Annotated in this window: 18 protein-coding genes; 6 read left to right on the top strand and 12 right to left on the bottom strand. The window is 60.0% G+C overall.

Annotated features, from left to right (window positions below; genetic code table 11):
• Positions 1 to 54: 54 nt before the first annotated feature.
• Genes ACRDT3_RS09135 through ACRDT3_RS09120 form a run of 4 tightly spaced genes read right to left on the bottom strand, consistent with a single transcriptional unit; the run spans position 55 to position 3,601 of the window.
• A complete protein-coding gene (locus tag ACRDT3_RS09135) occupies positions 55 to 456 on the bottom strand; it encodes a universal stress protein (RefSeq protein WP_431492688.1) in 402 nt (133 codons plus the stop codon).
• Positions 453 to 2,066 (bottom strand): tripartite tricarboxylate transporter permease, encoded by a 1,614-nt coding sequence (locus ACRDT3_RS09130; protein WP_431492690.1) that lies wholly within the window; start codon positions 2,064 to 2,066, stop codon positions 453 to 455. The genes ACRDT3_RS09135 and ACRDT3_RS09130 overlap by 4 nt, the downstream gene beginning before the upstream one ends.
• A gap of 21 nt (positions 2,067 to 2,087) precedes the next feature.
• Complete coding sequence (locus tag ACRDT3_RS09125) at positions 2,088 to 2,591, bottom strand: tripartite tricarboxylate transporter TctB family protein (protein ID WP_431492687.1); 504 nt, start codon at positions 2,589 to 2,591, stop codon at positions 2,088 to 2,090.
• On the bottom strand, positions 2,588 to 3,601 hold the full coding sequence (locus ACRDT3_RS09120; RefSeq protein WP_431492686.1) for a Bug family tripartite tricarboxylate transporter substrate binding protein: 1,014 nt from the start codon (positions 3,599 to 3,601) through the stop codon (positions 2,588 to 2,590). The genes ACRDT3_RS09125 and ACRDT3_RS09120 overlap by 4 nt, the downstream gene beginning before the upstream one ends.
• A gap of 229 nt (positions 3,602 to 3,830) precedes the next feature.
• Between ACRDT3_RS09120 and ACRDT3_RS09115 the strand changes: the two genes are divergently transcribed.
• Together ACRDT3_RS09115 and ACRDT3_RS09110 are read left to right on the top strand one after the other, a co-directional pair.
• The gene (locus ACRDT3_RS09115) at positions 3,831 to 5,441 is read left to right on the top strand and encodes a sensor histidine kinase (RefSeq protein WP_431492685.1); all 1,611 of its coding nucleotides are present in this window, start codon (positions 3,831 to 3,833) and stop codon (positions 5,439 to 5,441) included.
• A 10-nt stretch (positions 5,442 to 5,451) separates the two neighbouring features.
• Complete coding sequence (locus ACRDT3_RS09110; protein ID WP_431492684.1) at positions 5,452 to 6,126, top strand: response regulator; 675 nt, start codon at positions 5,452 to 5,454, stop codon at positions 6,124 to 6,126.
• Between the two features lie 79 nt (positions 6,127 to 6,205).
• Here the strand turns inward: ACRDT3_RS09110 and ACRDT3_RS09105 are convergent, their stop codons facing one another.
• From ACRDT3_RS09105 to ACRDT3_RS09085, 5 genes are all read right to left on the bottom strand, one after another.
• Complete coding sequence (locus tag ACRDT3_RS09105; RefSeq protein ID WP_431492683.1) at positions 6,206 to 7,606, bottom strand: NAD(P)-binding domain-containing protein; 1,401 nt, start codon at positions 7,604 to 7,606, stop codon at positions 6,206 to 6,208.
• A 517-nt stretch (positions 7,607 to 8,123) separates the two neighbouring features.
• Positions 8,124 to 8,984: a prephenate dehydratase gene (locus ACRDT3_RS09100; protein ID WP_431492682.1), complete on the bottom strand. Its 861-nt coding sequence runs from the start codon at positions 8,982 to 8,984 to the stop codon at positions 8,124 to 8,126.
• Positions 8,985 to 9,135: 151 nt separating this feature from the next.
• Complete coding sequence (locus ACRDT3_RS09095) at positions 9,136 to 10,143, bottom strand: NAD-dependent epimerase/dehydratase family protein (RefSeq protein WP_431492681.1); 1,008 nt, start codon at positions 10,141 to 10,143, stop codon at positions 9,136 to 9,138.
• Complete coding sequence (locus tag ACRDT3_RS09090; RefSeq protein ID WP_431492680.1) at positions 10,140 to 12,728, bottom strand: alpha/beta fold hydrolase; 2,589 nt, start codon at positions 12,726 to 12,728, stop codon at positions 10,140 to 10,142. The genes ACRDT3_RS09095 and ACRDT3_RS09090 overlap by 4 nt, the downstream gene beginning before the upstream one ends.
• Positions 12,725 to 13,750 carry a 3-oxoacyl-ACP synthase III gene (locus tag ACRDT3_RS09085; protein WP_431492679.1) on the bottom strand — a complete coding sequence of 342 codons (1,026 nt, stop codon included), beginning with the start codon at positions 13,748 to 13,750 and terminating at the stop codon, positions 12,725 to 12,727. The genes ACRDT3_RS09090 and ACRDT3_RS09085 overlap by 4 nt, the downstream gene beginning before the upstream one ends.
• Before the next feature lie 470 nt (positions 13,751 to 14,220).
• Here ACRDT3_RS09085 and ACRDT3_RS09080 point away from each other — a divergent pair, with 470 nt between their 5' ends.
• Positions 14,221 to 15,486: a YjiH family protein gene (locus ACRDT3_RS09080; RefSeq protein WP_431492678.1), complete on the top strand. Its 1,266-nt coding sequence runs from the start codon at positions 14,221 to 14,223 to the stop codon at positions 15,484 to 15,486.
• A gap of 521 nt (positions 15,487 to 16,007) precedes the next feature.
• Here the strand turns inward: ACRDT3_RS09080 and ACRDT3_RS09075 are convergent.
• Complete coding sequence (locus tag ACRDT3_RS09075; protein WP_431492677.1) at positions 16,008 to 16,262, bottom strand: hypothetical protein; 255 nt, start codon at positions 16,260 to 16,262, stop codon at positions 16,008 to 16,010.
• Between the two features lie 186 nt (positions 16,263 to 16,448).
• Between ACRDT3_RS09075 and ACRDT3_RS09070 the strand changes: the two genes are divergently transcribed.
• Positions 16,449 to 17,423 (top strand): ADP-ribosylglycohydrolase family protein, encoded by a 975-nt coding sequence (locus tag ACRDT3_RS09070; RefSeq protein ID WP_431492676.1) that lies wholly within the window; start codon positions 16,449 to 16,451, stop codon positions 17,421 to 17,423.
• 22 nt (positions 17,424 to 17,445) lie between these two features.
• Here the strand turns inward: ACRDT3_RS09070 and ACRDT3_RS09065 are convergent, their stop codons facing one another.
• The gene (locus ACRDT3_RS09065) at positions 17,446 to 17,757 is read right to left on the bottom strand and encodes a DUF1883 domain-containing protein (RefSeq protein ID WP_431492675.1); all 312 of its coding nucleotides are present in this window, start codon (positions 17,755 to 17,757) and stop codon (positions 17,446 to 17,448) included.
• Between the two features lie 581 nt (positions 17,758 to 18,338).
• On the opposite strand from ACRDT3_RS09065, the gene ACRDT3_RS09060 reads away from it, so the two are divergent.
• On the top strand, positions 18,339 to 18,941 hold the full coding sequence (locus ACRDT3_RS09060) for a hypothetical protein (RefSeq protein WP_431492674.1): 603 nt from the start codon (positions 18,339 to 18,341) through the stop codon (positions 18,939 to 18,941).
• Between the two features lie 95 nt (positions 18,942 to 19,036).
• Here ACRDT3_RS09060 and ACRDT3_RS09055 read toward each other — a convergent pair whose 3' ends face one another.
• Positions 19,037 to 20,080 carry an NAD(P)-dependent alcohol dehydrogenase gene (locus ACRDT3_RS09055; RefSeq protein WP_431492673.1) on the bottom strand — a complete coding sequence of 348 codons (1,044 nt, stop codon included), beginning with the start codon at positions 20,078 to 20,080 and terminating at the stop codon, positions 19,037 to 19,039.
• A 560-nt stretch (positions 20,081 to 20,640) separates the two neighbouring features.
• Between ACRDT3_RS09055 and ACRDT3_RS09050 the strand changes: the two genes are divergently transcribed.
• Positions 20,641 to 22,872 (top strand): polyribonucleotide nucleotidyltransferase, encoded by a 2,232-nt coding sequence (locus tag ACRDT3_RS09050; protein ID WP_431492672.1) that lies wholly within the window; start codon positions 20,641 to 20,643, stop codon positions 22,870 to 22,872.
• The last annotated feature ends 213 nt before the right edge of the window (positions 22,873 to 23,085 follow it).

Below are 23,085 nucleotides of genomic sequence, written 5' to 3'. Positions count from 1 at the left end.
GCCCGCACCTGTGGTGCGGGCCATCGGCCGTTGCTGATCGAACCGCGAGCAGTTCTACCAGTCGCTGGAGGCTTTGAGCGACAGCACTGGGCAGGAAGCCTGGAGCAGAATCCGTTGCGCGTTGCTTCCCATGAGGAACTTGCCCATTGCCGTTCGTTTGCGCAAGCCGATCACGATCAGCTCAGCTCGTTGGGCCTGGGCTATGTGCAGGATCTGGTCTGCCGCATCGGTACCCTGGGAGTGGCGCTCAATCCAGAAATCGATGCCAGCATCGGCAAGCCGGGCTTCCAGCTCGTGATACTGCTTCGCGTCGATGAGCCTGTCGTCAACGAGCTGATCTCCCTTTGAAGAGTTCACCACGACCAGTCGCACCTCGTTGCGCTTGGCTTCGAGAATGGCTCGTTCCAAGGCAGCTTCGCCTTCAGGCGAGGGAATATAACCCACTACAATCGTCATGATCCATTCCTTTCAGCACCCTTGCTGTTTTCATCTCCGTTGCCAGGCATCGCCTGTTCCGGCGAGTTATCGGCATCGTGCAATTCCGGCTTGCGGTCGCCCGCTGCATTTTCGCCCAGCAGCGCCTCGGCAGCGGCAGATCCTGTTCCGCGCTTGCGTCGAATAATGGAGATCAGCACTGGCAGCAGGAGCAGGACTGCGATGAGCACATAGATGCCCACGGCCAGCGGCTCGCTCCAGAGACCTGAAATCTCACCGGCTGAAAGCTGGAAGGACTTGCGCAGCTGTTCCTCGGCCATGGGGCCAATGATGACACCAAGGATGAGCGGAAGCACCGGCAGGCCGAATCGGCGCAAGGCAAAGCCCAGCAAGCCGATCAACAGCAGCAACCAGAGATCAGCTACCTGCATGTTCACCGAGAAGGCGCCCAGCGTTGCGAAGAACAAGATGCCTGCATACAGATAGGGACGCGGGATCTTCAGCAGCTTTGCCCACAACGGCGCTAATGGCAGGTTGATCAGCAGCAGCAACGTGTTGCCAATGAACAAGCTGGCAATCAGAGCCCACACCAGGTCTGGTTCATTCTCGAAGAGCAGCGGACCGGGCTGGATGCCCTTCATGGTCAAGAACGCCAGCATCACCGCAGCAGTGGCATTGGTGGGCAGGCCCAAGGCAAGCATTGGAGTCAATGTGCCAGCAGCCGAGGCATTGTTGGCTGCCTCCGGGCCGGCAACGCCCTCAATGGCACCGTGGCCGAACTCCTCGGGATGCTTGGACAGCTTCTTCTCGGTGACATAGGAAAGGAAGGTCGGAACTTCGGCACCGCCGGCAGGCAGCGCGCCGAAGGGGAAACCATAGGCGGTACCGCGAAGCCAGGGCTTCCACGAACGCTTCCAGTCTTCCTTGCCCATCCACGGGGCGCCCACCGGAATGGTGCGGGCCGGGCTGGTGCGCAAATGCGCGGCAATCCACAACGCCTCGCCAATGGCGAAGATCGCCACGGCGACCACCACGATGTCCATGCCGTCTACCAGCGGTGCGAAGCCGAAGGTCAGGCGCTGCTGCCCGGAGACCGGGTCCATGCCGACCAGGCCGATGGCCAAGCCCAAGCCCAAGGCAGCGAAACCGCGGATCTTGGAAGAACCCAAAACGGCAGTGACGGTTACCAAGGCGAGAACCATGATGGCGAAGTAGCTCGGTGCGCCAAGGCTCACCGCGAACTTCACGACGATCGGGGCAACGGTCACCAGCAGTGCGGTACCGATGGTTCCTGCAACGAAGGAGCCAATGGCCGCGGTGGCCAGGGCCTGCGCCGCACGGCCGGCCTTGGCCATCTTGTGGCCCTCGATGGCAGTGATGACTGTTGCCGATTCGCCAGGGGTATTGAGCAGGATCGAGGTGGTTGACCCGCCATACATCCCGCCGTAGTAGATGCCGGCGAACATGATCAGTGCGCTGGAGGTTTCCATGCCGAAGGTCAATGGCAGCAGCAGTGCCACAGCCATGGCCGGGCCGATGCCCGGGAGCACGCCTACAGCGGTTCCCAGGATGACTCCGGCGAAAGCGAAGAGCAGGTTGATCGGGGTCAGCGCCGAGGCGAAGCCGCCCATCAATAAGTCCAGAGTTTCCACTTAGAGCACCCCCGAGAGGATTCCGGCTGGAAGCTTGATGCCCAGACCCAGATAGAAGCCGTAGAAAGAGCCGAACGCCAAGGCGAGGGAAATAACCAGGGTCAATACCCAGCGCCGTGCCCCCAGGCACGTTGCCGCGCCGAAGAACATGATCGTTCCCGAGATGACCCAACCAGCCCAGTTCACGATCAGCAGGTTCAGCACGAAGATGCCGATCAGCGGGAGGAGGACCTTCCAATCCGATGGCTGGCTCAGGTCCACGTCTTCGCCTTCTTCACCCTCAGCGAGGTTGCCACGCATGACGGTGATGGCCAAGGCGATGGCCGAAAGAATGAGAATGCCCGAGACGACGTAGGGCAGGGCCTTGGGGCCCACAACGTCTGCCTGGGAGTACGTCACATGAAGCTGCGACGCATCAACAAACACGATGATCCCGACGATAAGAAGAAACGCGGCGAACAGGAGTTCGACGCGTTTTTTCTTTGCGGTGCTTACTTCGCTCACGCCAGGCCCAGGGTCTCCAGGACACTGGCAACGCGTTCGTCCTGGTCGGTGAGGAAGGCGGAGAACTCGTCACCGGTCATGAAGGCGTCGCTCCAGCCGTTGGTCGCCAGGGCTTCCTTCCACTCGGGCGAATCATGCATTTCGGTGACCAAGTTGACCCACTTTGCCTTGTCCTCTTCGGAAATCTCAGGCGGAGCCACCAGGCCGCGCCAGTTGGAGAACACCAGATCGATGCCCGATTCCTTCAGGGTTGGCGCGTCTACGCCTTCCAAGCGCTCTTCGCCACTGGTGGCCAGTACGCGAACAGAACCCTTTTCGATCTGCTGCATGTACTCGCCGGCACCGGATGCCGCGAAGGCCAGCTTGTTGCCCAGGATGGCCGGCAGCAAGTCGCCACCGCCGTCGTACGATACGAAGTTCACGTCCTTGGGATCAATGCCCACGGCTTCGGCCAGCTGCATTGGCAGCAGGTGGTCCGGTCCGCCAGGGGAGGAGCCGCCGCCGACCGAGAGCTTGCTGGGGTCTTCCTTCCAGGCCTTCACCAAGTCGTCAATGCTCTTGTATGGCGAATCCTTGGAAACCATGATCGCTCCCGGCTCTTCGATGAGCTTGGCAATCGGCGTGGTTTCGGTCAGCTTGGCGTCGGTATCGTTGGTGTAGCTTGCACCCACCACGCCCAGGCCCATGAGCATGGCCAGGTCGCCATTGCCCTTCTCATTGACAATGCGGGCCAAGCCGACGGTGCCGCCAGCACCTGCAAGGTTGAAGACTTCTGGATTGCTTGCCAGCGAAGCATCATCCATCACCTTTGCGGCAACACGGGCGGTGGTGTCGTAGCCGCCGCCAGGTGTGTTTGGCACCATGATGCGCAGGTTCGCGATGGGGCCCTTGGACTCTGCAGCATCATTGCTGGAGGTCTCTGACGTCACTCCGCAGCCAGTGGCGGTCAGGGTCAGGGCAGCAGCAGCTGCCAGCGCAGTCAGCGCACGGAACGACTTGAAGGGTTTCATGGGGATTCAGCCTCTTAGCTTTCATCGGGGTTGCGAGTGATACCAACTTATGCGCGATGGTGAACCAGGTCACTCTTGCGTACTCAAAGAAAATACTGTTCATTGTGTAACCGGAAATTGTGATCTGAACCATTCGAATCTTCGGTAAAGTAGCACAGTGCCCGGAAGGCGCGGTTCGCATGGGCCTGCCGCGTGCAAAGTGGAAATCTGGAATATTGGGGGCGAGGCAATGGGTGCCGTGCGTTTCTGGCTCGCTAATCTGTGCGCGCGCCGCAAGATGACCCTTGCCGGACAGTACCTGATCCTGCAATTGCTGATTATCGCGGTGGTGCTGGCCGGGGTCATCACGGTATCGCTGACCCAGGCCACCAATAACTTCGAAAAAATCGAGGGGCGCCGCAGCCTCTCGGCCGCCGAATCACTGGCTGCCAACCCCCTGCTGCGCGTTCTCCTTCCCGAGGCGGAGCCGGAAATGGGCTCGGCGTTGCCTGCCATGGGCGAATCGGTGCGCAGCACCTCGGGTCTCCAATTCGTGATCATTGCCGATCCCCAAGGGGAGGTCATCACCTCCAGCTACCCGGATGAAGTTGGAACCTCGATACTGCACCCCGAATCCGTCGTCACCGCAGGCCGTGGATGGACCGGGGAAATCTGGCGTAATGGCAACCATGTACTGATCGCGCAGGTTCCGGTGCTGGACGACGAGGGGAAGATGGTCGGCATCGTCAGTGCCGGCCAAAGCTACCCCAGCACCGGGGAGATGATCCAGGAGATCGCTCCCAGCGCCTTGTTCACCCTGGTCATTTCCCTGCTGCTGGGTGCCACCGGCTCCGTTCTGCTGGCCCGCCGGGTCAAGCACCAGACCCGTGGGCTGGAACCGCGGGAAATCGCGGAGCTATTCGAGCATCGCGAAGCCCTGCTGCACGGAGTCAAAGAGGGAATTATCTCGGTGTCGCCGGACGGCCGGGTGATGCTGGCCAATGACGTCGCCATCGAGCTGCTGCAATTGCCGAGCCACTGCGTGGGCAAGACCCTGGACGAATTGGATGTCGTTCCGCAGGTACGGCATGCGCTGACCACCAGCCAAGAGCAGCCCGACCGGCAATTCCTTGTCGGCGAGCGGGTATTGGTCTTCAACCGTATGCCGGTCAAGACAGCTAGGCGAGACCTGGGATCGGTCACCACCTTCCGCGACAAGACCGAACTGACCCTGCTGGAACAAGAACTTGGAGACAGCAAAGCCACCGCTGACATGCTCAGGGCGCAGACCCATGAATTCGCCAACCAGTTGCACGCGATCTCCGGGTTGATCCAGCTCGAGGAATATGACGAGGTCGTGGGCTTCATCGATGGCGTGAGTTTCAGCCGGAGCAAGATATTCGAGGACGTTTCCGCGCACATCGCCGAACCCACGATTGCCGCGCTGCTGATTGCCAAGTCCAGCGTGGCCGCCGAGCGCGGGGTGCACCTGCAAATGGCGCCAAACTCAACTTTGGGCAGGTGCGAAGACCAGCTGGCGCGGGATTTGACCACCGTGATCGGCAATCTCGTGGACAACGCGATGGACGCGGCCGCTTCGGCTTCCAATCCGGAAATCCAGGTCGGGATCGAGGAAACCAACGAGCTGGTGCGGATCATCGTGAGCGACAATGGAGAGGGGATCGCCGAAGTTGCCATCGACGAGATCTTCACCCAAGGTTTCTCCACCAAGGACAGTGCGGTCTCCGGAGGCAGGGGCTTCGGCCTTGCCATCAGCCGCCTCGTTTGCCGGCGCCGCGGTGGAGAGCTGTCCGCCGCCAATGCCAACGGTGCCCGGTTTACCGCCACGCTCAGGAAGTAGGAAGCAAGAAGTGATCAAAGTACTGGTGATCGACGATGACTTCATGGTCGCCAAGGTGCACGCAGGTTTCGTCAACAGTGAACCGGGGTTCACCGTGGTAGGCGTGGCCCACTTAGCCGGTGACGCGATCAAGGCCGCCGCCGCGCTGTCGCCGGATCTCATCTTGCTCGACATCCATTTGCCGGACATGAACGGCTTGGAACTCTTGCAGCGGCTGCGCGAAGTCCAGCCGGAGCTTGATGTCATGGTGATCAGCGCGGCGCGGGAAATGGATACCGTGCGGCGCGCGCTTCGTGGCGGCATCGTCCACTACCTGATGAAGCCCTTCTCGCGCGAGGACCTGCGCGAACGGCTGGAGCACTACGCCAAGGCCTACCAGCCGTTGGGTGAAGCAGCCGACCAGGAAATGCAGCAAGCCGATGTGAACAGGTTATTCGGGCTCGGGAGCCAGAAGCGCCGGCCGCTTCCCAAGGGCTGCAGCGCCGAAACCATGGAGCTGGTTGAGAGCATTGTCAAGGAAGCTGCCGAGCCCATATCGGCCACCGAAACCGCTGAGAAGCTCGGCACTTCCCGGGTGAGCGCTCGCCGGTATCTGGAATATCTTGCCGAAGAGAACTTGGCGCAGGTGAACCTGCGCTACGGGGGAGTCGGCCGGCCCGAACGCCGCTACTCATGGAGGGGCTAGACCGGGAACTTGGGGTGTTGGAGATCGGGAAGCGCTGTGGCTGCATCCTAAAGCACGCAGCCACAGCGCATGGCTCTGCTTAGCGCTGCTTTGAAATGGCCCTTTCAGTAGCGGCCAAGTCTTCTACGCTTTCAGATGGAACGGGAGCCATGTAGCGTTCCAAGCTGTCGTCCAATTCGCTGAGCCACGGCGTATGGTGCGTTGCTGCCATGGTACCGGTCATGACCGAAGGGTAAACCTTATCCCGGTAGGTCATGATGTTTTTCTTCTTGTCGATCTTCCACGCCATGAAAGTTCGGGTGACTTCAGCCAGATCGAACATGGGGTAATCGGTCTGCTCGATGAGATCGCGAATGTAGTCGGCCTGGAACTTCACTTCGTCTTCAGCGGTTTCAATGGCATTGAAACGCTCCAACCACGAATCGATACTGATCCGTTGTTCGCCCGCCGTGGGGATCGAAGCCTTCCCGGTAATCAGATCACGGACATACCAGGCTTGGGCATCGAACATGTTGAAGGTAAACCACTGGTCCTGGGCACCCAGGTAATACAGCTTGCTGTTGTTCTCGGATACGACACCGCGGTACAAGGTATCCGGATAAACATTGTTCGGCGAGTCCAGAGCCAACCCGGAGGGCAGGAATGGGTAATGGTGGAGGTAGCCGGTGCAGAGGATTACCGCATCGAACTTGCGCGACACACCATTGCTGAAATGGGCCGTGGAACCTTCGAAGCGATCGATGAGCGGAAGCTCTTCAATGCCCTCGGGCCAGTCGAAGCCCATCGGCGCGGTACGGTAGCTGTAGGTGACCGAGCGTGCACCCATCTTGAAAGACTGAACGCCGATGTCCTCGGCAGAGTAGCTGGCGCCGATGAGTAGGATGTCCTTGCCGGCGAAGCGCTCGGCTCCACGGAAATCGTGGGCATGCATGAGCTCGCCGGGAAAAGTGCCGATTCCTGCAAATTCAGGAACATTCGGGAAACTGAAGTGGCCGGTTCCGACGACGACATGGGTGAAGTCGCTGGACGCAGTCTTGCCGGTTTTTAGATCCTCGGTGGTGACGGTGAAGAGCTCGGTGCTTTCGTTGTAATCCACCCAGCGGACCACGGTGGCGAAGCGCACGTACTTCTTTATATCGGATTTCTCTGCACGGCCATTGATGTAATCCCAGAGCACTGCTCGTGGCGGATAAGACGAAATGGGCCGGCCGAAATGCTCATCGAAGGTGTACTCGGCGAATTCCAGGGCTTCCTTCGGGCCATTGGACCAAAGATTGCGGTACATGCTCGAGTGCACTGGTTCGCCGTATTTGTCGATCCCGGAGCGCCAGTTGTAGTTCCACTGGCCTCCCCAGTCATCTTGCTTTTCGAAGCAGACGATTTCTGGGATATCTTGCCCTGTTTTCTTGGCAGAATCGAAAGCCCGCAGCTGGGCGATGCCGCTGGGTCCTGCTCCAATGATTGCGACGCGTTGAGTCAAGCGTTCCTCTCCGGCCTGTAAGCCTTGAAAATTTCGCGCCGGCCGCAGTACCGGAATCCGGGATATTTGGCCGCGCGTTTCAACAAATGTGCTCTAAACCAGTTCTCTAGCCGTGCGGACGGGAGGTGCAGATTTCTATATGAAAACCTTCCATAGGCACAGGCTATAAATCCCCATTCTACCAGCTATCAATTATATAGATCTTGAATGCTGAGGTCAGCGGGTATTTTCGTGATGAGTCAGCCGGAAGAATAACTTGCCATCGAATGCTAAACGGGGTGGTCAGGAGTTGGATCAGTGCAGAAGGGAACGCTGTGGTGCAGCCCGGCTTGAAGCCGGGTCAGCGGCCTAGCGGGATGCGGGTGCTGGAACTTTGCGAGAGCCTGAAAATTACAGGGACGCAACGCTGAAAGCCGCGAGGAATCGTGTCGTTGAAGGGGGAGTAGTGGCAGGCATGAAGAGTCCAGTAGCTTCGCGCGATGCAGGGGACCGTCCGGAGGGAATTTAGCTCCAGGGATTAAACGAACGACGCTACAGTATTCTGCCGGTGCTCGCTGGCAGGGTAGGAGCCGAGGATCTTGATTTCCCAGGTGAAGAAGTCCAGCTCCTCTAGAGCTCGGCGTACCGGAAGATCGTCGGGGTGGCCTTCGATATCAACCATGAAAGTTGTGGCCGCGAAGCCGGAACCCACCATGTAGCTTTCCAAGCGGGTGAGGTTCACGCCGTTGGTAGCGAAACCGCCCAGGGCCTTGTAGAGCGCACTAGGAACGTTGCGAGCCTGGAAGACCAATGTGGTGATCACGGATTCTGGCATGGCGGAGCGTCTCGGGAGATCCTGCTGGCGTGCAAGTACAACGAAACGAGTTGTATTGGTCTGGTCATCCTCCACTCCGGTAGCCAGCGCTTCCAGGCCATAGAGTTCTGCTGCCAGGGGTGGAGCCAAGGACAGCTTGGTGGGATCATTCCAATCGCGCACCTCGCGCGCGGAACCTGCGGTATCCCCGGCGATCACCGGGGTCAGCCCGTGCTCGCGAATGATCTTGCGGCACTGGCCCAGCGCATGGATGTGGCTGTGCACCTCGGTGGCGCCCGCAATGGTGCTTCCTGGCAGCCCCAGCAGATCGAATTGGATTCGCAGGTAGTGCTCGCCAACGATCTGCAGCTGCGATTCGGGCAGCAGGACGTGGATATCGGCAACGCGGCCGGCCAATGAATTCTCGATGGGAATCATGGCCAGCTCGGCTTCGCCGTTTACCACCATGGCGAACGCATCCTCGAAACTGGCGCACGGTACAGCTTCCATATCGGGGAAGCGTTGCGTGCAAGCCATATTCGAATTGGATCCGGCTTCGCCCTGATAGGAAATCTTGTTGCTCATTGAATCAACATATCCCAGCGGAATGGCAGGGCGGGAATCCACGAAAGCACATGACGCCAAGAAGCACGAACTGCTGCCAAGGCAACTGCAGTGCCGGGATCAGGCGAATCGCGCGCGACGCTCCCGAGGCAGCAGCTGCCTTCCTGACCAACTAATTCTGGTAGTGGGCAGAGAGCTTTTCGAGACCCTCGTCAATGGTGACTTCGGGTTTCCAGTCCAGAACTTCATGGGTTTCGCGCTGGTCAAACCAATGCGCGGTAGACAGCTGCTCGGCCAGGAAACGGGTCATTGGTGGTTCATCGTGTACCAAGTTGCGCGATCCAGCTGCCAACCACAACTTCTCGATCACCGAACCGGCCGTACGGGCCAACCAGCCGGGAACGTTGAGCTTCGGAGCCGGGGCGCCGCCCGCCTTGCAGATTCCGGCGATCAGTTCGCCAACTGGACGTGGTTCGCCGTTGGTGACAACCAGGGCACGTCCATGAGCGTGGTCCATGCGTTCCAGAGAGCGAACAATCGCCGCAGCCGCATTGTCGATATAGGTGGTGTCGATCAATGCTGCACCATTGTCCAGCAGGGGGAGCCGTCCGGCCTTGGCCCGCTGGATGACACGTTCAACCAGCTGGGTATCGCCAGGTCCCCACACCACATGCGGGCGAATGGCGGTCACTCGAAGCTCGGGCGAGTCATTGCCCAAGGCATCCAGCTCGGCAGCCGCCTTGGAACGCGCATAGAATCCACGAGCTTGCAGCGGATCGGCTTCGCCGGCACCGGCGCCAGCTAGCGAATCGCCAAAGTGGGCTACGGACGGCGAGGAAACGAAAACGAAATCCTTGACGCCTGATTCCCTGGACGCTTCCAGCAGATTGCTGGTCCCTACGATATTGGTGGCGACGAAGTCTTCCCACTGGCCGGTAAAAGAGACTTTTGCCGCCAGATGGATGACCGCATCCATGGACTCCACGGCAGCGGCTACAGCTTCCAGGTCCGTGAGCGAACCTCGTACCTCATCGGTGGCGCCCTTCGAAGCTCCGCGCTGGAAGGTGCGAACGTGGTGGCCCTGATCGCGCAGCCGCTGAGCCACGGCACCGCCGAGCATGCCGCTGGCACCGGTGACCAGCACGCGGCGAGGGGTCAAAGCAGTTTCAGAAGCACTCACGGATTGCGGATCCTTCCACCGGCGAGCGTGGCGGTCGCCCAGGCGGCCAACGCAGCACGGTCGATCTTTGAATTATGGCGAATGTCTGTTGGCAGGTTGGGGACGAGCAGTACAGCAGCCACGTCGGTGCCGGTGGCCGCGACCGCGGTGCGTACCTGGTGTGTCAACTCGCTGGCGGCCGGGCCCGGCTTGCGGGCCGGGGGCACGGTTTCCATGACGACTACCGCTGCCTGGGTTCCGTCGGGTCCCACGCCAACCAGCGCGGCACGACCAGCGCCAGCAACCGACTCGACAGCGTGCTCGGCTGCCACCGGGGTAATTGCGCCCCTGGCGGTGCGCAGCACATGGCCAAGGCGGCCCTCAACCCACAGGCGTCCTTCCTCATCCAGATGCCCGACATCGCCGGTGCGATGCCAGCCGGGGATGGAGACGCTGACCTGTTCGGTGATCCACAGGCGGTCGTAGCGATCCTTGACGTGCGGGGCGCGAACCAGTATTTCACCGGTGGTGTTCGGGGTGTATTCCGGCTTGTCGCCGGGCACGCCCAAGGCATCAATCGGAGCGATGGCCACAGTGGCCCCGGCTACGGCGGTGCCAACGCACACGCCATTGCCCCGGCCGGCGGCACGGATGCCGGCCAGATCAATATCGGTGACCGGCAAGGCCTCGGTCATGCCGTAGGGGGTGTGGACTTGGGCATTGGGAACCAGATCCTGCACCTTGGCCAGCAATGGTTCAGGAATCGGCGCACCGGCCGAAAGCATCAGCGAGACACCTTCCAAGGTTTCGCGCTGAGTCTGGTCAAGCGCATCCTGGGTTTCCAGGACATTAGCCAGCGCGGCAGGGGAGGCGAAGACCGTGGTAGCGTCCACCGCGACCGCGGCATCTGCCAGGGCGGCGGCGGTCAAGGTCCGCGGCGCGGTCACGTCCATGTCAGGGGTGACCGAGGTGGCACCCAACGCTGGTCCCAACAGCGCGAACGGCGCAAAGCCTGCCACCAGCGCGGAACCGGCCTTGAGGTTGTAGGTTTCACGCAGGGTATCGCGCATGGCAGCCAGTTCGCGATGCGTGTACACCACTCCCTTGGCTGGACCGGTCGAGCCGGAGGTGAACAGGACCGCCGCATCAGCATCCGGGTCGGCCGGTTCAAAAGCCAGGGACTCGGATGCGGCCTTGCTGCCAGCTTCATAGAGCTCGGGCAGGGTATGGGCGACACCCAGGAGCTTGCGCTTGGCATTGGGCAGATTTTCTGCGGCAATCCTGATTCCCGGCCAGCCGAAGAGCCGTGCGCCGGTGAGCGCACGGTCGATGCCGATCAGGAAGCTCGGGCCGGCTCCCTTGATGGCGCGCCCCATGCCCTTGGTGCCGAGTCCGGCATCGGCGACCACGATGACCGCGCCCAGGCGCAGGCAGGCGTAGATCAGCGAGGTCAGCTCGATTCCCGGTGGAACCAGCAGGTTCACCCGGTCTCCGGCCTTCACCCCGATCTGCCGCAAACCCGCGGCCAGGGCGTTCACGCGCTGGCCCAGTTCGGCCCATGACAGCGATCGCGCAGGGTTGATGTCCACTACCGCGGTCGAATGATCCTCGGTGCGCGAATCGAGTTCGGCAAGCATCGGACGGTAGCCGCCCAGGGATTGGGCACGCGAGGTGCTCTTGGATTTCTTCTCGCCGGCAAGCCACTGGAAGATCGGAGTGGCAATGTCGTTGTCTTCGCCCACCAAGTGGCTTGAACCTTCGAAGCGGTGTACCTGGGCGTGGGGCAGGCGCGACATCAAATCACGCAGGTAGCGGTCGGAGAAGACCGGATCCTTGGGGCCCCAGAGCATCAGGGCAGGAACCTTCAGCGACCGAACTGCCTCCGAGATTTCGTCCAAGGCCGGACGGCTCGGGTGCTCTTGGGAGAACGGGATATCGGCGACAAAATTGGCCACGCCGCCACGCTTCTCAGCGCTGGTGTACGGGGCCATGAAGGCCTTGCGGACATCCGGGGCCAGGGCCGGCTGCGCCAACGAGTGGGTTACCTGCAAGAAGGCAGGGGAAGTCCTGGTTCCCCAAGCGTGCACCGCAGGGTGGGACGCGAGTTTCAGCGCGGCGGGAAGCTCGAAGCCTGCAGGGTGAATCGCGGTGTTGGTCAACACGACGTTGTCCAGCTGGTCCGGGTGGGAAACTGCCCAGCCCAGGGAGATGACGCCGCCCCAGTCATGGCCCACGGTGGTGATCTTGCCGGTCAGCCCAAGTGCATTAGTCAGATCGCTGAGATCATTGACGCGGTCAGCCAGGCGGCGGAACTTGCCGGTACGGGCGGAGAAGCCCATGTCCAGCTGGTCTACGGCCACCACGCGCCACGGCATGGACTGTGCGCAGACGTGGTTCAGCAGGCTTCGCCATAGGTAAGACCAGGTGGGGTTGCCGTGCACGCACACCAAGGTGCCGACCGGCTCAATTCCACGTTGCTGAAGTTCTTCGTTGTTATCCAGAATGTGCCACCGGTGCCTGGTGCCCGGGGCGTCCACCTGCGAAGTGGACGGTACTTCCAGATACTTCGAATAAATGGCATTGACACCGGGGAAAAGCTCGGTCACCAGGCAATCTCCATCATCGCTGTGTTCAGGCCGGAACCGACGCCCATGCACAGCACCCGGTCGCCCTTCTTCAGCGAATCAGCTTCTTGGGACAGGGTCATTGGCAGCGAAGCCGGTCCGACGTTGCCCCACTTGGAGAAAGTGATTGGCACGCGGTCCTTGACCAGTCCGACGGCCTTGATAATGGCGTTGGTGTAGGACTTGGAAACCTGATGGGTCACGTAGCGGTCCATGGACTTCCAATTCCAACCGGATTGATGGGCTTCATCCCATGCATTCACGACCAGTTCGAGGCCGTTATCGAGCAGGCCCTTGGTGTCCGTGTACATGCCCGACGGGCCGCCGACACACAGTTCGTGGTGCTCGGTGCCGGCACGCGATACGCCGCCGAGGATGCGGTGCGCTTCTGGATGCGCATCAGCAGGGCCGATGACCGCAGCAGCGGCGCCGGAACCCAAAGTCAGGGTGGCGAATTCACGCATGTAGTCATCGCGCGTGGAAGTCTCTGCGTTCAGCCGCTGGAAAGTGGTCTCCTGGGTTGGCTTGGCGTCTTCGCCGGCAACGATCAGGGCGTACTTGATCTGGCCCGAGTCGATCATGTTCGCTGCCAGGCTCATGCCGTTCACGAAACCGAGGCAGGCGTTGGCCACGTCAAAGTTCATTGCCGAGGAGGGCAGGCCCAAGCCGTTGTGCACCTTGGAAGCCACCGATGGCTCTAAATTGCGGCGGGTCACCGAAGTGTTAATTAGCAGGCCGATTTCGCTGGCATCGACGCCAGCAGCATCCAGCGCCTTTTTTCCAGCCATGATGGCGGCATCGTCAAATCCGACGCCATCGGCCCACCAGCGGCGTTCCTTGACACCGGAAACTCGTTCCAGAAGCTTCTTGGACAGCCGAAGACGTTTCAGGCTAGGAGCCAGCCGCTCATCAAATTCTGCTGAGCTCACCACCTCGGGTGCGAGGACGCTGTTCACTGATAAAAGCGCAACGTTGTGGTGCTTAAAGGTGGCATTGCCGTTCAAAATGGTGCCTTCGTTTCTGCTGGACTATCTATGTGCTGCGTACTGCGTTGAAACGTCTGTGCCGATGGGAATGCGCCATGGGCTGCGTATGTATACTCCCTAGGTTATTCCCTGTACAGCGCCAAGACGTACTTGAGCGCGTATTTTCAGCCGAAAGCTAGATGCAGGATCTATGCAGACTATATCGATCCTACAGACTAGTCCTATGAGAATCATGGAAAGTGGGTCGTTCATTCTGTGGGCTTTCTTCCATCCGCACTGGCGATGGGTGCAGGCCGCCGTGTTGATCAGTGACAAGTCTGAAACTCCGGACAAGAAAAGCGATCCCCGTCACACCGTTGGCTAAGAGTCGCGTTATATGGATATCGCATCGATTCATTCTGATGCCCTAGCCCTCATCGACAAAGCGGTATCCAATGACAACACCAAGCGTTGAAACAAAAGGCACGTTTCCAGTCGTACTGCGATTTGTGATCTATAGCCTCATCGGCATTTTGTTCTTCTTCCTCCCCATCACCATCAACGGCAAGAGCACCATCCCGTTGGATCACCTGGTTACGTGGATTCAAACTGCCGCGGCACCGGTCGTTCCGTACATCATTTTGCTGATGCTCATCTGCGGAACAGCTATTCCCTTCGCTACCGGAGGCTGGAAGGCCTCCAAGGTACGTGGCGTATTCGCGTTCCTGAATATCCTCGGACTGGTTGTCGGCTGTTCCCTGCTCTTCAACTTTGCCCCAGCATGGCTCAATGATCCGGACATGGGGCCGTTCCTGCTGAACAAACTTGTCATTCCGGTTGGTTTGATCGTTCCTGTAGGTGCCATCTTCTTGGCCTTGCTAGTTGGCTACGGGCTGATGGAATTCCTTGGTGTCTTCTGCCAGCCGATCATGCGTCCAATTTGGCGTACCCCAGGACGTTCGGCCGTGGATGCCGTGGCTTCCTTCGTGGGAAGCTACTCGCTGGGTCTGCTGATCACTGACCGCATGTACCGTGGCGGCCGCTATACCGGTCGCGAAGCTGCCATCATCGCTACCGGTTTTTCCACCGTCTCAGCTAGCTTCATGGTCATTGTCGCCAAGGCACTGGACCTGATGGACCACTGGAGCCTGTACTTCTGGCTGTCGCTGGCTGTCACCTTCGCAGTGACTGCCATTTCGGTGCGCATTCCTCCACTGAGCAAGATTCCAGACACCACCTACTTGGGCATGGAACACGATAAGGAAAAACTGGTCACCGGTAACCGTGCACGCGTTGCCTGGGACGAAGCCATGGGAGCCTCGCGACGGGCGCCGTCGCTGGCCAAGAACGTGGGGACCAACGTATGGGACGGACTGAAAATGGCCATGGCAATTTTGCCATCCATCCTTTCCGTCGGCCTGCTTGGACTGGTGATTGCCCGCTTCACTCCGATTTTCGACTGGCTGGGCTACCTGTTTGCCCCATTCGCGTGGATCGTCGGGTTGGACGATCCGCTGCTGGCCGGCAAGGCTTCGGCTACCGGCATTGCTGAAATGTTCCTTCCAGCGACTCTGGCTGCGGGACACGAATCCATCGAGCTGCGCATGGTGATCGCCATCGTTTGCGTCTCCGCAATCATCTTCTTCTCAGCGTTGGTGCCATGCGTCCTGGCGACGCAGATTCCGCTGAACATCCCGCAAATGGTAGTTATCTGGTTTGTGCGCGTTGCCCTGACCATCCTCATCGCGACACCAATCGTGCGCATGCTCCTATAGCCTGGCTGCGCTGTCGGGCGGCAGTATCCGAAATGAAAACGGCGTCCGGTTATCGATGGAAGTCGATGATCCGCGCGCCGTTTTCCGCTTCGAAGAGGCCACGTTTCGCTTCGTTGCCATTGCTGTTGTAGCTTTGCGAAGCCTGAATGCCGTTGCATCACGGAGGCGATCCATCGTTGAATGGTCGGATCAATACGATGGAAAGCAGGTTCCAATGAATCACATACACGAATCAGGTGCTCCGGTGCAGGGCGATCCGAGTATTCCCGACGAGCCTGAGCCGCCTGCGCAACCCCCGACGCCCGATGCTCCGCCAAGCCCGGCACGACCGGATGGGCCACCGAGCCCTTCGCATCCGGATGGGCCGATGCCGCCTCCGGGTCCGTTGGATCCCACGAAACCGGCACCGGGGTATCCAACAGACCCCACGACTCCGCCGCCGCCTGCATTCGCTTAGACGCGATGATCTGGGCCGAAGGTCTCCAATGCCCTGCAGGTGCTTGGTTCCTGCAGGGCATAGGTCAAAACAGCAAGAAGTTGGCGGTGCCGTCGAGCAGCCCGGCACGCCCGTCGCCAGCCACCTGAACGTAGCTTTGGATGGAGTGGGTGAAGAAACGGTCGCCTTTAGCTGCATGCCTGATCAATCGCGCTCCAGCCCAGCTGGTGCGGTCCAGGACCAAATGATGTTCAAATTTCAGGAATCGGCACCTGGTTGCGCCGCGCACACCGCCTTGCCTGACGGTATAGGCCAAACGCCAGCCTAGTTCAAGGAGCACTCCCTTTTCGCCTGGCTATGCCGAACAGCGCGCCACTGCAGCAAGCCTGAAGGGCGACGAAGCCAGCAAGCAGCAGCCACGAAGATCGTTCCCTGGCGCACTCAGGTAGCCATAGTGTCGGTGCGCATCGGTACAGTGAAACCAGGAAGTTTTCTCTGCATTGGAGACACCCTTCGAAAGGCGCAATTGGCACATTCAGTACAGGTGCAAGATCGGATCTGCGGGGTCCTGACCGGGATGTCTGCCGGTGATGCCCTAGGCGCGGGCTACGAATTCAATGCTCCGATGCCCGAATCCGCGAAGATCTCCATGATCGGTGGTGGATTGGGCGACTTTGCGCCCGGGGAGTGGACCGACGATACCTCGATGGCCATCGTCATTGCCCAGGGCCTGCTGGGTTCCAACGGCAAGCTTGATGGTGCCGCAAGCGATTACATGGTTCGGGAATGGGCCAAATGGGCTACCAACGCACCGGATGTCGGTAACCAGACACGTGCTGTCCTTGCCTACGCCCAGCAGGTCGCGTCTGCTTACGGAAGAGCGGAGCCGAGCACCGAAGATGCGCTAGCCGGCTCGGAACAGATTCACCGGAGAACTGGTCGCTCCGGAGGGAACGGCAGTCTTATGCGCACAGCTCCCGTTGCCCTGGCATATCTGTCTGAACCGCCTGCTGCCGCATTCGAAGCAGCGGCAGCCATCAGCAGACTGACCCATTTCGATGATGAAGCCGCTGAAGCCTGCGGGCTCTGGACAGTAGCCATTCAGCACGCTGTGCTCACCGGTGAACTGGAAGTTCGCAGGGGACTCGCCCTGCTCGAGCCAGGGCGCGCCCAATCATGGGAGCAACGCATCCGCCAGGCCGAAAACCATCTGCCTCGGGACTTCAGCAAGAATGGTTGGGTTGTTGAAGCATTCCAAGGTGCATGGAGCGCCATCGCCACTGCCGAAACGGAAGACGGGAAACTTCGCCTGGTTCCGGTGCTGGAAGCGGCCGTTCGCGGAGGGGTGGATACCGACACCGTGGCAGCCATCGCCGGATCGCTCATTGGCGCAGCCTCCGGGTTAAAGAGTATTCCGGAGAAGTGGGTGGATATGGTTCATGGATGGCCCGGATTGAGGATGGAGCACCTAATCGATACGTCGACTGATCTCGCGGGATAGAAACTCACACAGGATCTTGCTGCTAGTCCCGGGCTGGGCGTCGCGGTTCCAGCTTCTGTGGAGGCACCACGCTGACTTCGTGGCGCACTCCGCGCACACCGAGACCAGTCAAATCAATCGCTAGGAACCAGGGTCCGGACTGGGGCACCTTGATTCGGTATGGTGCACGGCGTGCCAGTCCACCGTAGGATTCGAATTTTTCTCCGTCTTGGAATGCCGCGAAATTCTCCGGATCCATCAATCGGAGATTAGCCGGACCACTGAGAGTCACCTCCAAGATGCTTCCGCGCTCAATGAAATCCCAATAATGTTCAGCAAAATTAGGCTCCGTCAATGCCGGCCTCCTCGATCTCAGGTGATCCGCCGAGCAGCGAACCCAGACCCATTAACTCAGATTTAGGTCCGGGGCGACAACGGGAACCCGCATCCGCAGTCCGAGTGCCAGAACGATGCAGCAGATAAGGTCCGGTTCCGGCACCCTCTAGTCCGGTAGCCGCAGCTGGAATGCTGCAGGAGCTGGGTAGAACGTGGCCATCTGGTCTTCGGCTTGCCTCGCGTTGCCACTTCGTCCGATGCCAGATCCGCGATCGCAAGAGGGTAAGGGACAAGTCCCACCCAGGCCACCGACCGGTGGCTTGCACCTTTCACCGCATGCGCCGAGCATGTGCCGAACGTGGACGTGCTGGCCCGGGGTCCTCGGACACGCTCGTCCCTGCGTGGGACTTGCTGGAGGCCATCGTCGCTTGGACCACGGACATAGTGGCAAGGGAGCAATAGAACGACTCGAACGCATCTATCTCAATTGCACTGCCCAGCTGGGCGGTAAATAATCCGCTGCCCGCGATAGCGTGCCTAAGTGGGATAAAGTTACGCACAACTGTGGCCTTGGCGGCCAAGAGCATTGAGGCAAGGTTCATGGATTTTTTGACCGGCATTGGCTTGGAACAACTTCGAATGTGGATTTGGATTCTGGCGTTGGTTTTTGCCGTGGTCGTGGGGCTATGGCGTCGGCGCCAATTGGTGGTCGTCGCGCTTGCCACGGTGCTCTTGTTTGCTACTTTCAACGCCGGTGCCGGGATCTATATCCTGAAGCGGCTAGGTGATCCGCGGTGGACCATGGGCGAGCCCCCGGTGAGTGCCCCGGAGCTTTCCGGAACACCAATTGTGGGCCGGCAACTGGCTCCCTTGGAATCTGCATTGGAATCGATCGCTGGGGGAGTGAATTCCTTCTGGGAATTCAATCAGGCCCTGCCGGTGGCTCTCGACTTCTTTGCGCGCAGTGGCTGGGCCCTGCTCGCGGCCATTCCGCTGATTATCGTCATTATGATCAGGAACTTCAGGGCTGCCAGCCGCCGCCGGAAGGAGTTGCTGAACCTCAGTGGTGCTGTGGCGCAGCTTCAAGCCGAGCTTGCCGCGATCAAGGGGAACTTGCCCGAGCAGGCCACTCTAGTTGTGGCTCCGGAACAGGGTAGCCAACCGGAGAAGGCACGCACTCGCAGTTCGCGCAGGGGCGAATGAACGCTCATTAGCGAGACGCGAAACGGCGCCGGATCTGCCATGCAATGCTGGGCAAATCCGGCGCCGTTCCCTGCCATCCGCGTGCGCTGGGTTAACTAGGCCAACGTCGCGGTATCGATCACGAAGCGGTAGCGGACATCGGATGCCAGCACGCGCTCGTAAGCCTCATTGATCTTCGTGGCACCGATGACCTCGATCTCTGCGCCAATGCCATGCTCGGCACAGAAGTCCAGCATCTCCTGGGTTTCCTCGATGCCGCCGATCTGCGAACCTGCGAAGGAACGGCGTCCCCCGATCAGCGCGAAGGCATTAACCGGCAACGGTTCTGCTGGAGCACCAACGTTGACCATGGTGCCGTTCACTCGCAGCAGTCCGAGGTAGGCGCTGACATCGATGGAGGCACTGACCGTGTTGATGATCAGGTCGAAGTTTTTCTGCAGATCCTTGAAGGTGTTCTCATCGCTGGTGGCCCGGTAGTCGCTTGCGCCCAGCTTCAGGCCATCATCCTTCTTCTTCAGCGATTGCGACAAAACGGTGACCTCAGCACCCATGGCACTGGCGATCTTGACCGCCATGTGGCCCAAGCCGCCGAGTCCCACGACGGCAATCTTCTTGCCCGGCCCTGCACCCCAGCGCTTCAGCGGGGAGAAGGTGGTGATGCCGGCGCAAAGCAGGGGTGCGGCAACATCCAGATCGATGCCCTCAGGAATGTTCAAGGCGAAGTTCTCGGTAACTACGACATGCGTTGCGTAGCCGCCTTGGGTCATGCTGCCGTCACGGTCATGAGCGCCATAGGTTCCCACGCTCTGCTCGCAGAACTGCTGGTCTCCAGCGAGGCAGTTTTCGCATTCCATGCAGGAATTGACCAGGCAGCCTACGCCAACGCGGTCGCCCACCTTGTGCTTGGTGACTTCTGAACCGACTTCGGTGATGATTCCAGCTATCTCGTGGCCCGGGACCAGCGGATAGTGCTGGTTTCCCCATTCTCCGCGCACCGTGTGGATGTCGGAGTGGCAGATGCCGGAGAACTTGATATCAATCAAGACGTCGTGCGGACCTACTGCACGACGTTCAATCTGCGTCGGAATGAGTCCTTCAGTCGCAGAGTGCGCTGCGTATGCATTGACCATAGTTGCCATCAGGTTTTTCCTTTGTCTTGCTGTTTGCGACTGGAAATGTTCCGGGCCACGGCGATCGCAGTGGTCCCTTCAGGGCATCGCCCTTGGAGAAGAACAAGCGGCAGGCCAGGAATAATCCCGGTCGGAGGAAAAAATCCTGCCGCAGATTCCCGAGCGTACAGGGCATCAGCGCTCACCGTGCTGGCTGCGCCCGCGGATCAGAAGCGCAGCGGTGCCGCGTGATCTTCGCCGGTTGCTCAGGCAACGCAGAGCACGCTTCAACGATGAATGGCAGCGCTGCCAGTGGCAGGCACGCGCCAATGGAGCAAGAACTGCGTCTTTTGCCAATTCCCGGTAGGCTAGTACATGGGTCTGCATGTTCTATGCAGGCCCCGAATGAAAATAACTCCCAGGGCTGACTGACCGTTGGTCCCGACCGCCAGTTTCCCGGTCCTCGGTAGTGACTTTCGCTAGGGCAAATATGCGCCCAAGCGCGGGTCTCGATCGAAGACCAGATCTGGGTAGGGCCACACGGTTCGCTCATCCACCACGTGGGAGCGATCGAAAGGAGCACCCCCTTAATGGAGGGTCCAGAAATCCAATTCGCCGAAGCGCAGATCGACAACGGTCGCTACGGCACTCGCACCATTCGCTTCGAAACCGGCCGCATTGCCAAGCAGGCCGCTGGCGCTGCAATGGTCTACATCGACGAAGAGACCGCGCTGCTGTCGGCAACCACCGCTGGCAAGCACCCACGCGAAGGCTTCGACTTCTTCCCACTGACCGTGGATGTTGAAGAGCGCATGTACGCAGCCGGCCGCATCCCAGGCAGCTTCTTCCGCCGCGAAGGCCGCCCATCGACCGAAGCCATCTTGGCTTGCCGCCTGATGGACCGCCCGCTGCGCCCAGCCTTCGTCAAGGGCCTGCGCAACGAGGTTCAGGTTGTTGTCACCGTACTGTCCATCGATCCAGATGAACTGTACGACGTCGTAGCAATCAACGCTTCGTCGATGTCCACCCAGCTTTCGGGTCTGCCATTCTCCGGCCCAATTGGCGGCGTTCGCGTTGCACTGGTTGATGACGGAAACGGTGCCCAGTGGGTTGCATTCCCACGCCACTCCGAGCTGAAGAACGCTGTCTTCAACATGGTTGTTGCCGGCCGTATCGCTGGCGATGACGTTGCCATCATGATGGTGGAAGCTGAAGCCACCGACAACGCTTGGGAACTGATCAAGGAACGCGGCGTCCAGGCTCCAACCGAAGAGGTTGTCGCTGAAGGCCTTGAGGCTGCAAAGCCATTCATCAAGGTCCTGTGCGAGGCCCAGGCTGACTTGGCTGCTCGCGCTGCCAAGGAAACCGTTGAATTCCCGGTCTTCCGCGATTACGAAGAAGATGCCTTCACTGCTGTCGAGGCTGCTGCTTCGACCCGCTTGGCAGAGATCTACACCATCGCTGACAAGCAGGAGCGCGACAACGCTGCCAGCGCATACAAGGAAGAGATCGTTGCATCGCTGGCTGGCGAAGGCAACGCTTTCGAAGGCCGCGAGGGTGAAATCTCCAAGGCATTCGGCGCTGTTACCAAGCACATCGTGCGCCAGCGCATCCTGACCGACCAGATCCGCATCGACGGCCGCGGCCTGGCTGACATCCGTCAGCTCTCCGCCGAGGTCGAGGTTCTGCCTCGCGTTCACGGTTCGGCAATCTTCGAGCGTGGCGAAACCCAGATCATGGGCGTCACCACCTTGAACATGCTGAAGATGGAACAGCAGATCGACTCGCTGTCCCCAGTGAAGACCAAGCGCTACATGCACAACTACAACTTCCCTCCATACTCGACCGGTGAAACCGGCCGTGTTGGTTCGCCTAAGCGCCGTGAAATCGGCCACGGCGCACTGGCTGAGCGCGCACTGGTTCCAGTGCTGCCAAGCCGCGAGGAATTCCCATACGCAATCCGCCAGGTATCCGAGGCATTGGGCTCCAACGGCTCGACCTCCATGGGCTCGGTTTGCGCTTCGACCCTGTCGCTGCTGAACGCTGGCGTGCCGCTGAAGGCTGCCGTTGCAGGCATCGCCATGGGCCTGGTTTCGGACACCGTTGACGGCGAAACCCGTTACGCTGCCCTGACCGATATCCTCGGCGCCGAAGATGCCATGGGCGACATGGACTTCAAGGTTGCAGGTACCTCCGAGTTCGTTACCGCGATCCAGCTGGACACCAAGCTGGATGGTATTCCTGCTTCGGTTCTGGCCGCCGCGCTGACCCAGGCTCGCGAAGCACGTCTGCACATCCTGAACGTCCTGAACCAGGCTATCGACGCTCCGGATGAACTGAACGTCAATGCTCCACGAATCATCTCCGTGAAGATTCCAGTGGACAAGATCGGCGAGGTCATCGGCCCTAAGGGCAAGATGATCAACCAGATCCAGGAAGACACCGGCGCTGACATCTCGATCGAAGATGACGGCACCGTGCTGATCGGCGCAACCAACGGCGAGTCCGCTGAAGCTGCCCGTTCGGCCATCAACGCTATTGCCAACCCTCAGGTTCCTGAGGTCGGCGAGCGTTACCTGGGTACCGTCGTGAAGCTGACCACCTTCGGTGCGTTCGTTTCGCTGACCCCGGGCAAGGACGGCCTGCTGCACATCTCCGAGCTGCGCAAGATCAACGATGGCAAGCGTGTCGAGGACGTCGAAGACGTCGTCGGCGTTGGCCAGAAGCTGCAGGTGGAGATCACCAAGATTGATGACCGCGGCAAGCTGTCGCTGGCTCCAGTCGTCGAGGAAGAAGCTGAAGAAGCAGTTGCTGCTGAGTAGTCTTTAGATTCTTGCTGAAAACCCCGATTCGCTTTGGCGAATCGGGGTTTTTGCTTATTCTCGCCAAGGGAGCTGGTTCCGGCCAGAGCCTTTGCCGATCCCGGCTGGAGGCAAGGCCTGATGATAATGCCAGCTGGACTCTCGCAGATCCTCTTCTAGTTCCATAGTTCGTGCAGCCCGGGGGAGGAGGAACCTCTCGCGACGGCTTTCAAT

Source organism: Glutamicibacter sp. (genome assembly GCF_050701915.1).
Classification (GTDB): domain Bacteria; phylum Actinomycetota; class Actinomycetes; order Actinomycetales; family Micrococcaceae; genus Glutamicibacter.
This window is presented reverse-complemented; position numbering and strand designations above follow the sequence as displayed.

Excerpts from the sequence above, each read along its gene's own strand:
- ACRDT3_RS09135 (WP_431492688.1), bottom strand. The coding sequence starts at position 456 with ATGACGATTGTAGTGGGTTATATTCCCTCGCCTGAAGGCGAAGCTGCC.
- ACRDT3_RS09130 (WP_431492690.1), bottom strand. The coding sequence starts at position 2,066 with ATGGGCGGCTTCGCCTCGGCGCTGACCCCGATCAACCTGCTCTTCGCT.
- ACRDT3_RS09120 (WP_431492686.1), bottom strand. The coding sequence starts at position 3,601 with ATGAAACCCTTCAAGTCGTTCCGTGCGCTGACTGCGCTGGCAGCTGCT.
- ACRDT3_RS09115 (WP_431492685.1), top strand. The coding sequence starts at position 3,831 with ATGGGTGCCGTGCGTTTCTGGCTCGCTAATCTGTGCGCGCGCCGCAAG.
- ACRDT3_RS09100 (WP_431492682.1), bottom strand. The coding sequence starts at position 8,984 with ATGAGCAACAAGATTTCCTATCAGGGCGAAGCCGGATCCAATTCGAAT.
- ACRDT3_RS09060 (WP_431492674.1), top strand. The coding sequence starts at position 18,339 with ATGGATTTTTTGACCGGCATTGGCTTGGAACAACTTCGAATGTGGATT.
- ACRDT3_RS09055 (WP_431492673.1), bottom strand. The coding sequence starts at position 20,080 with ATGGCAACTATGGTCAATGCATACGCAGCGCACTCTGCGACTGAAGGA.
- ACRDT3_RS09050 (WP_431492672.1), top strand. The coding sequence starts at position 20,641 with ATGGAGGGTCCAGAAATCCAATTCGCCGAAGCGCAGATCGACAACGGT.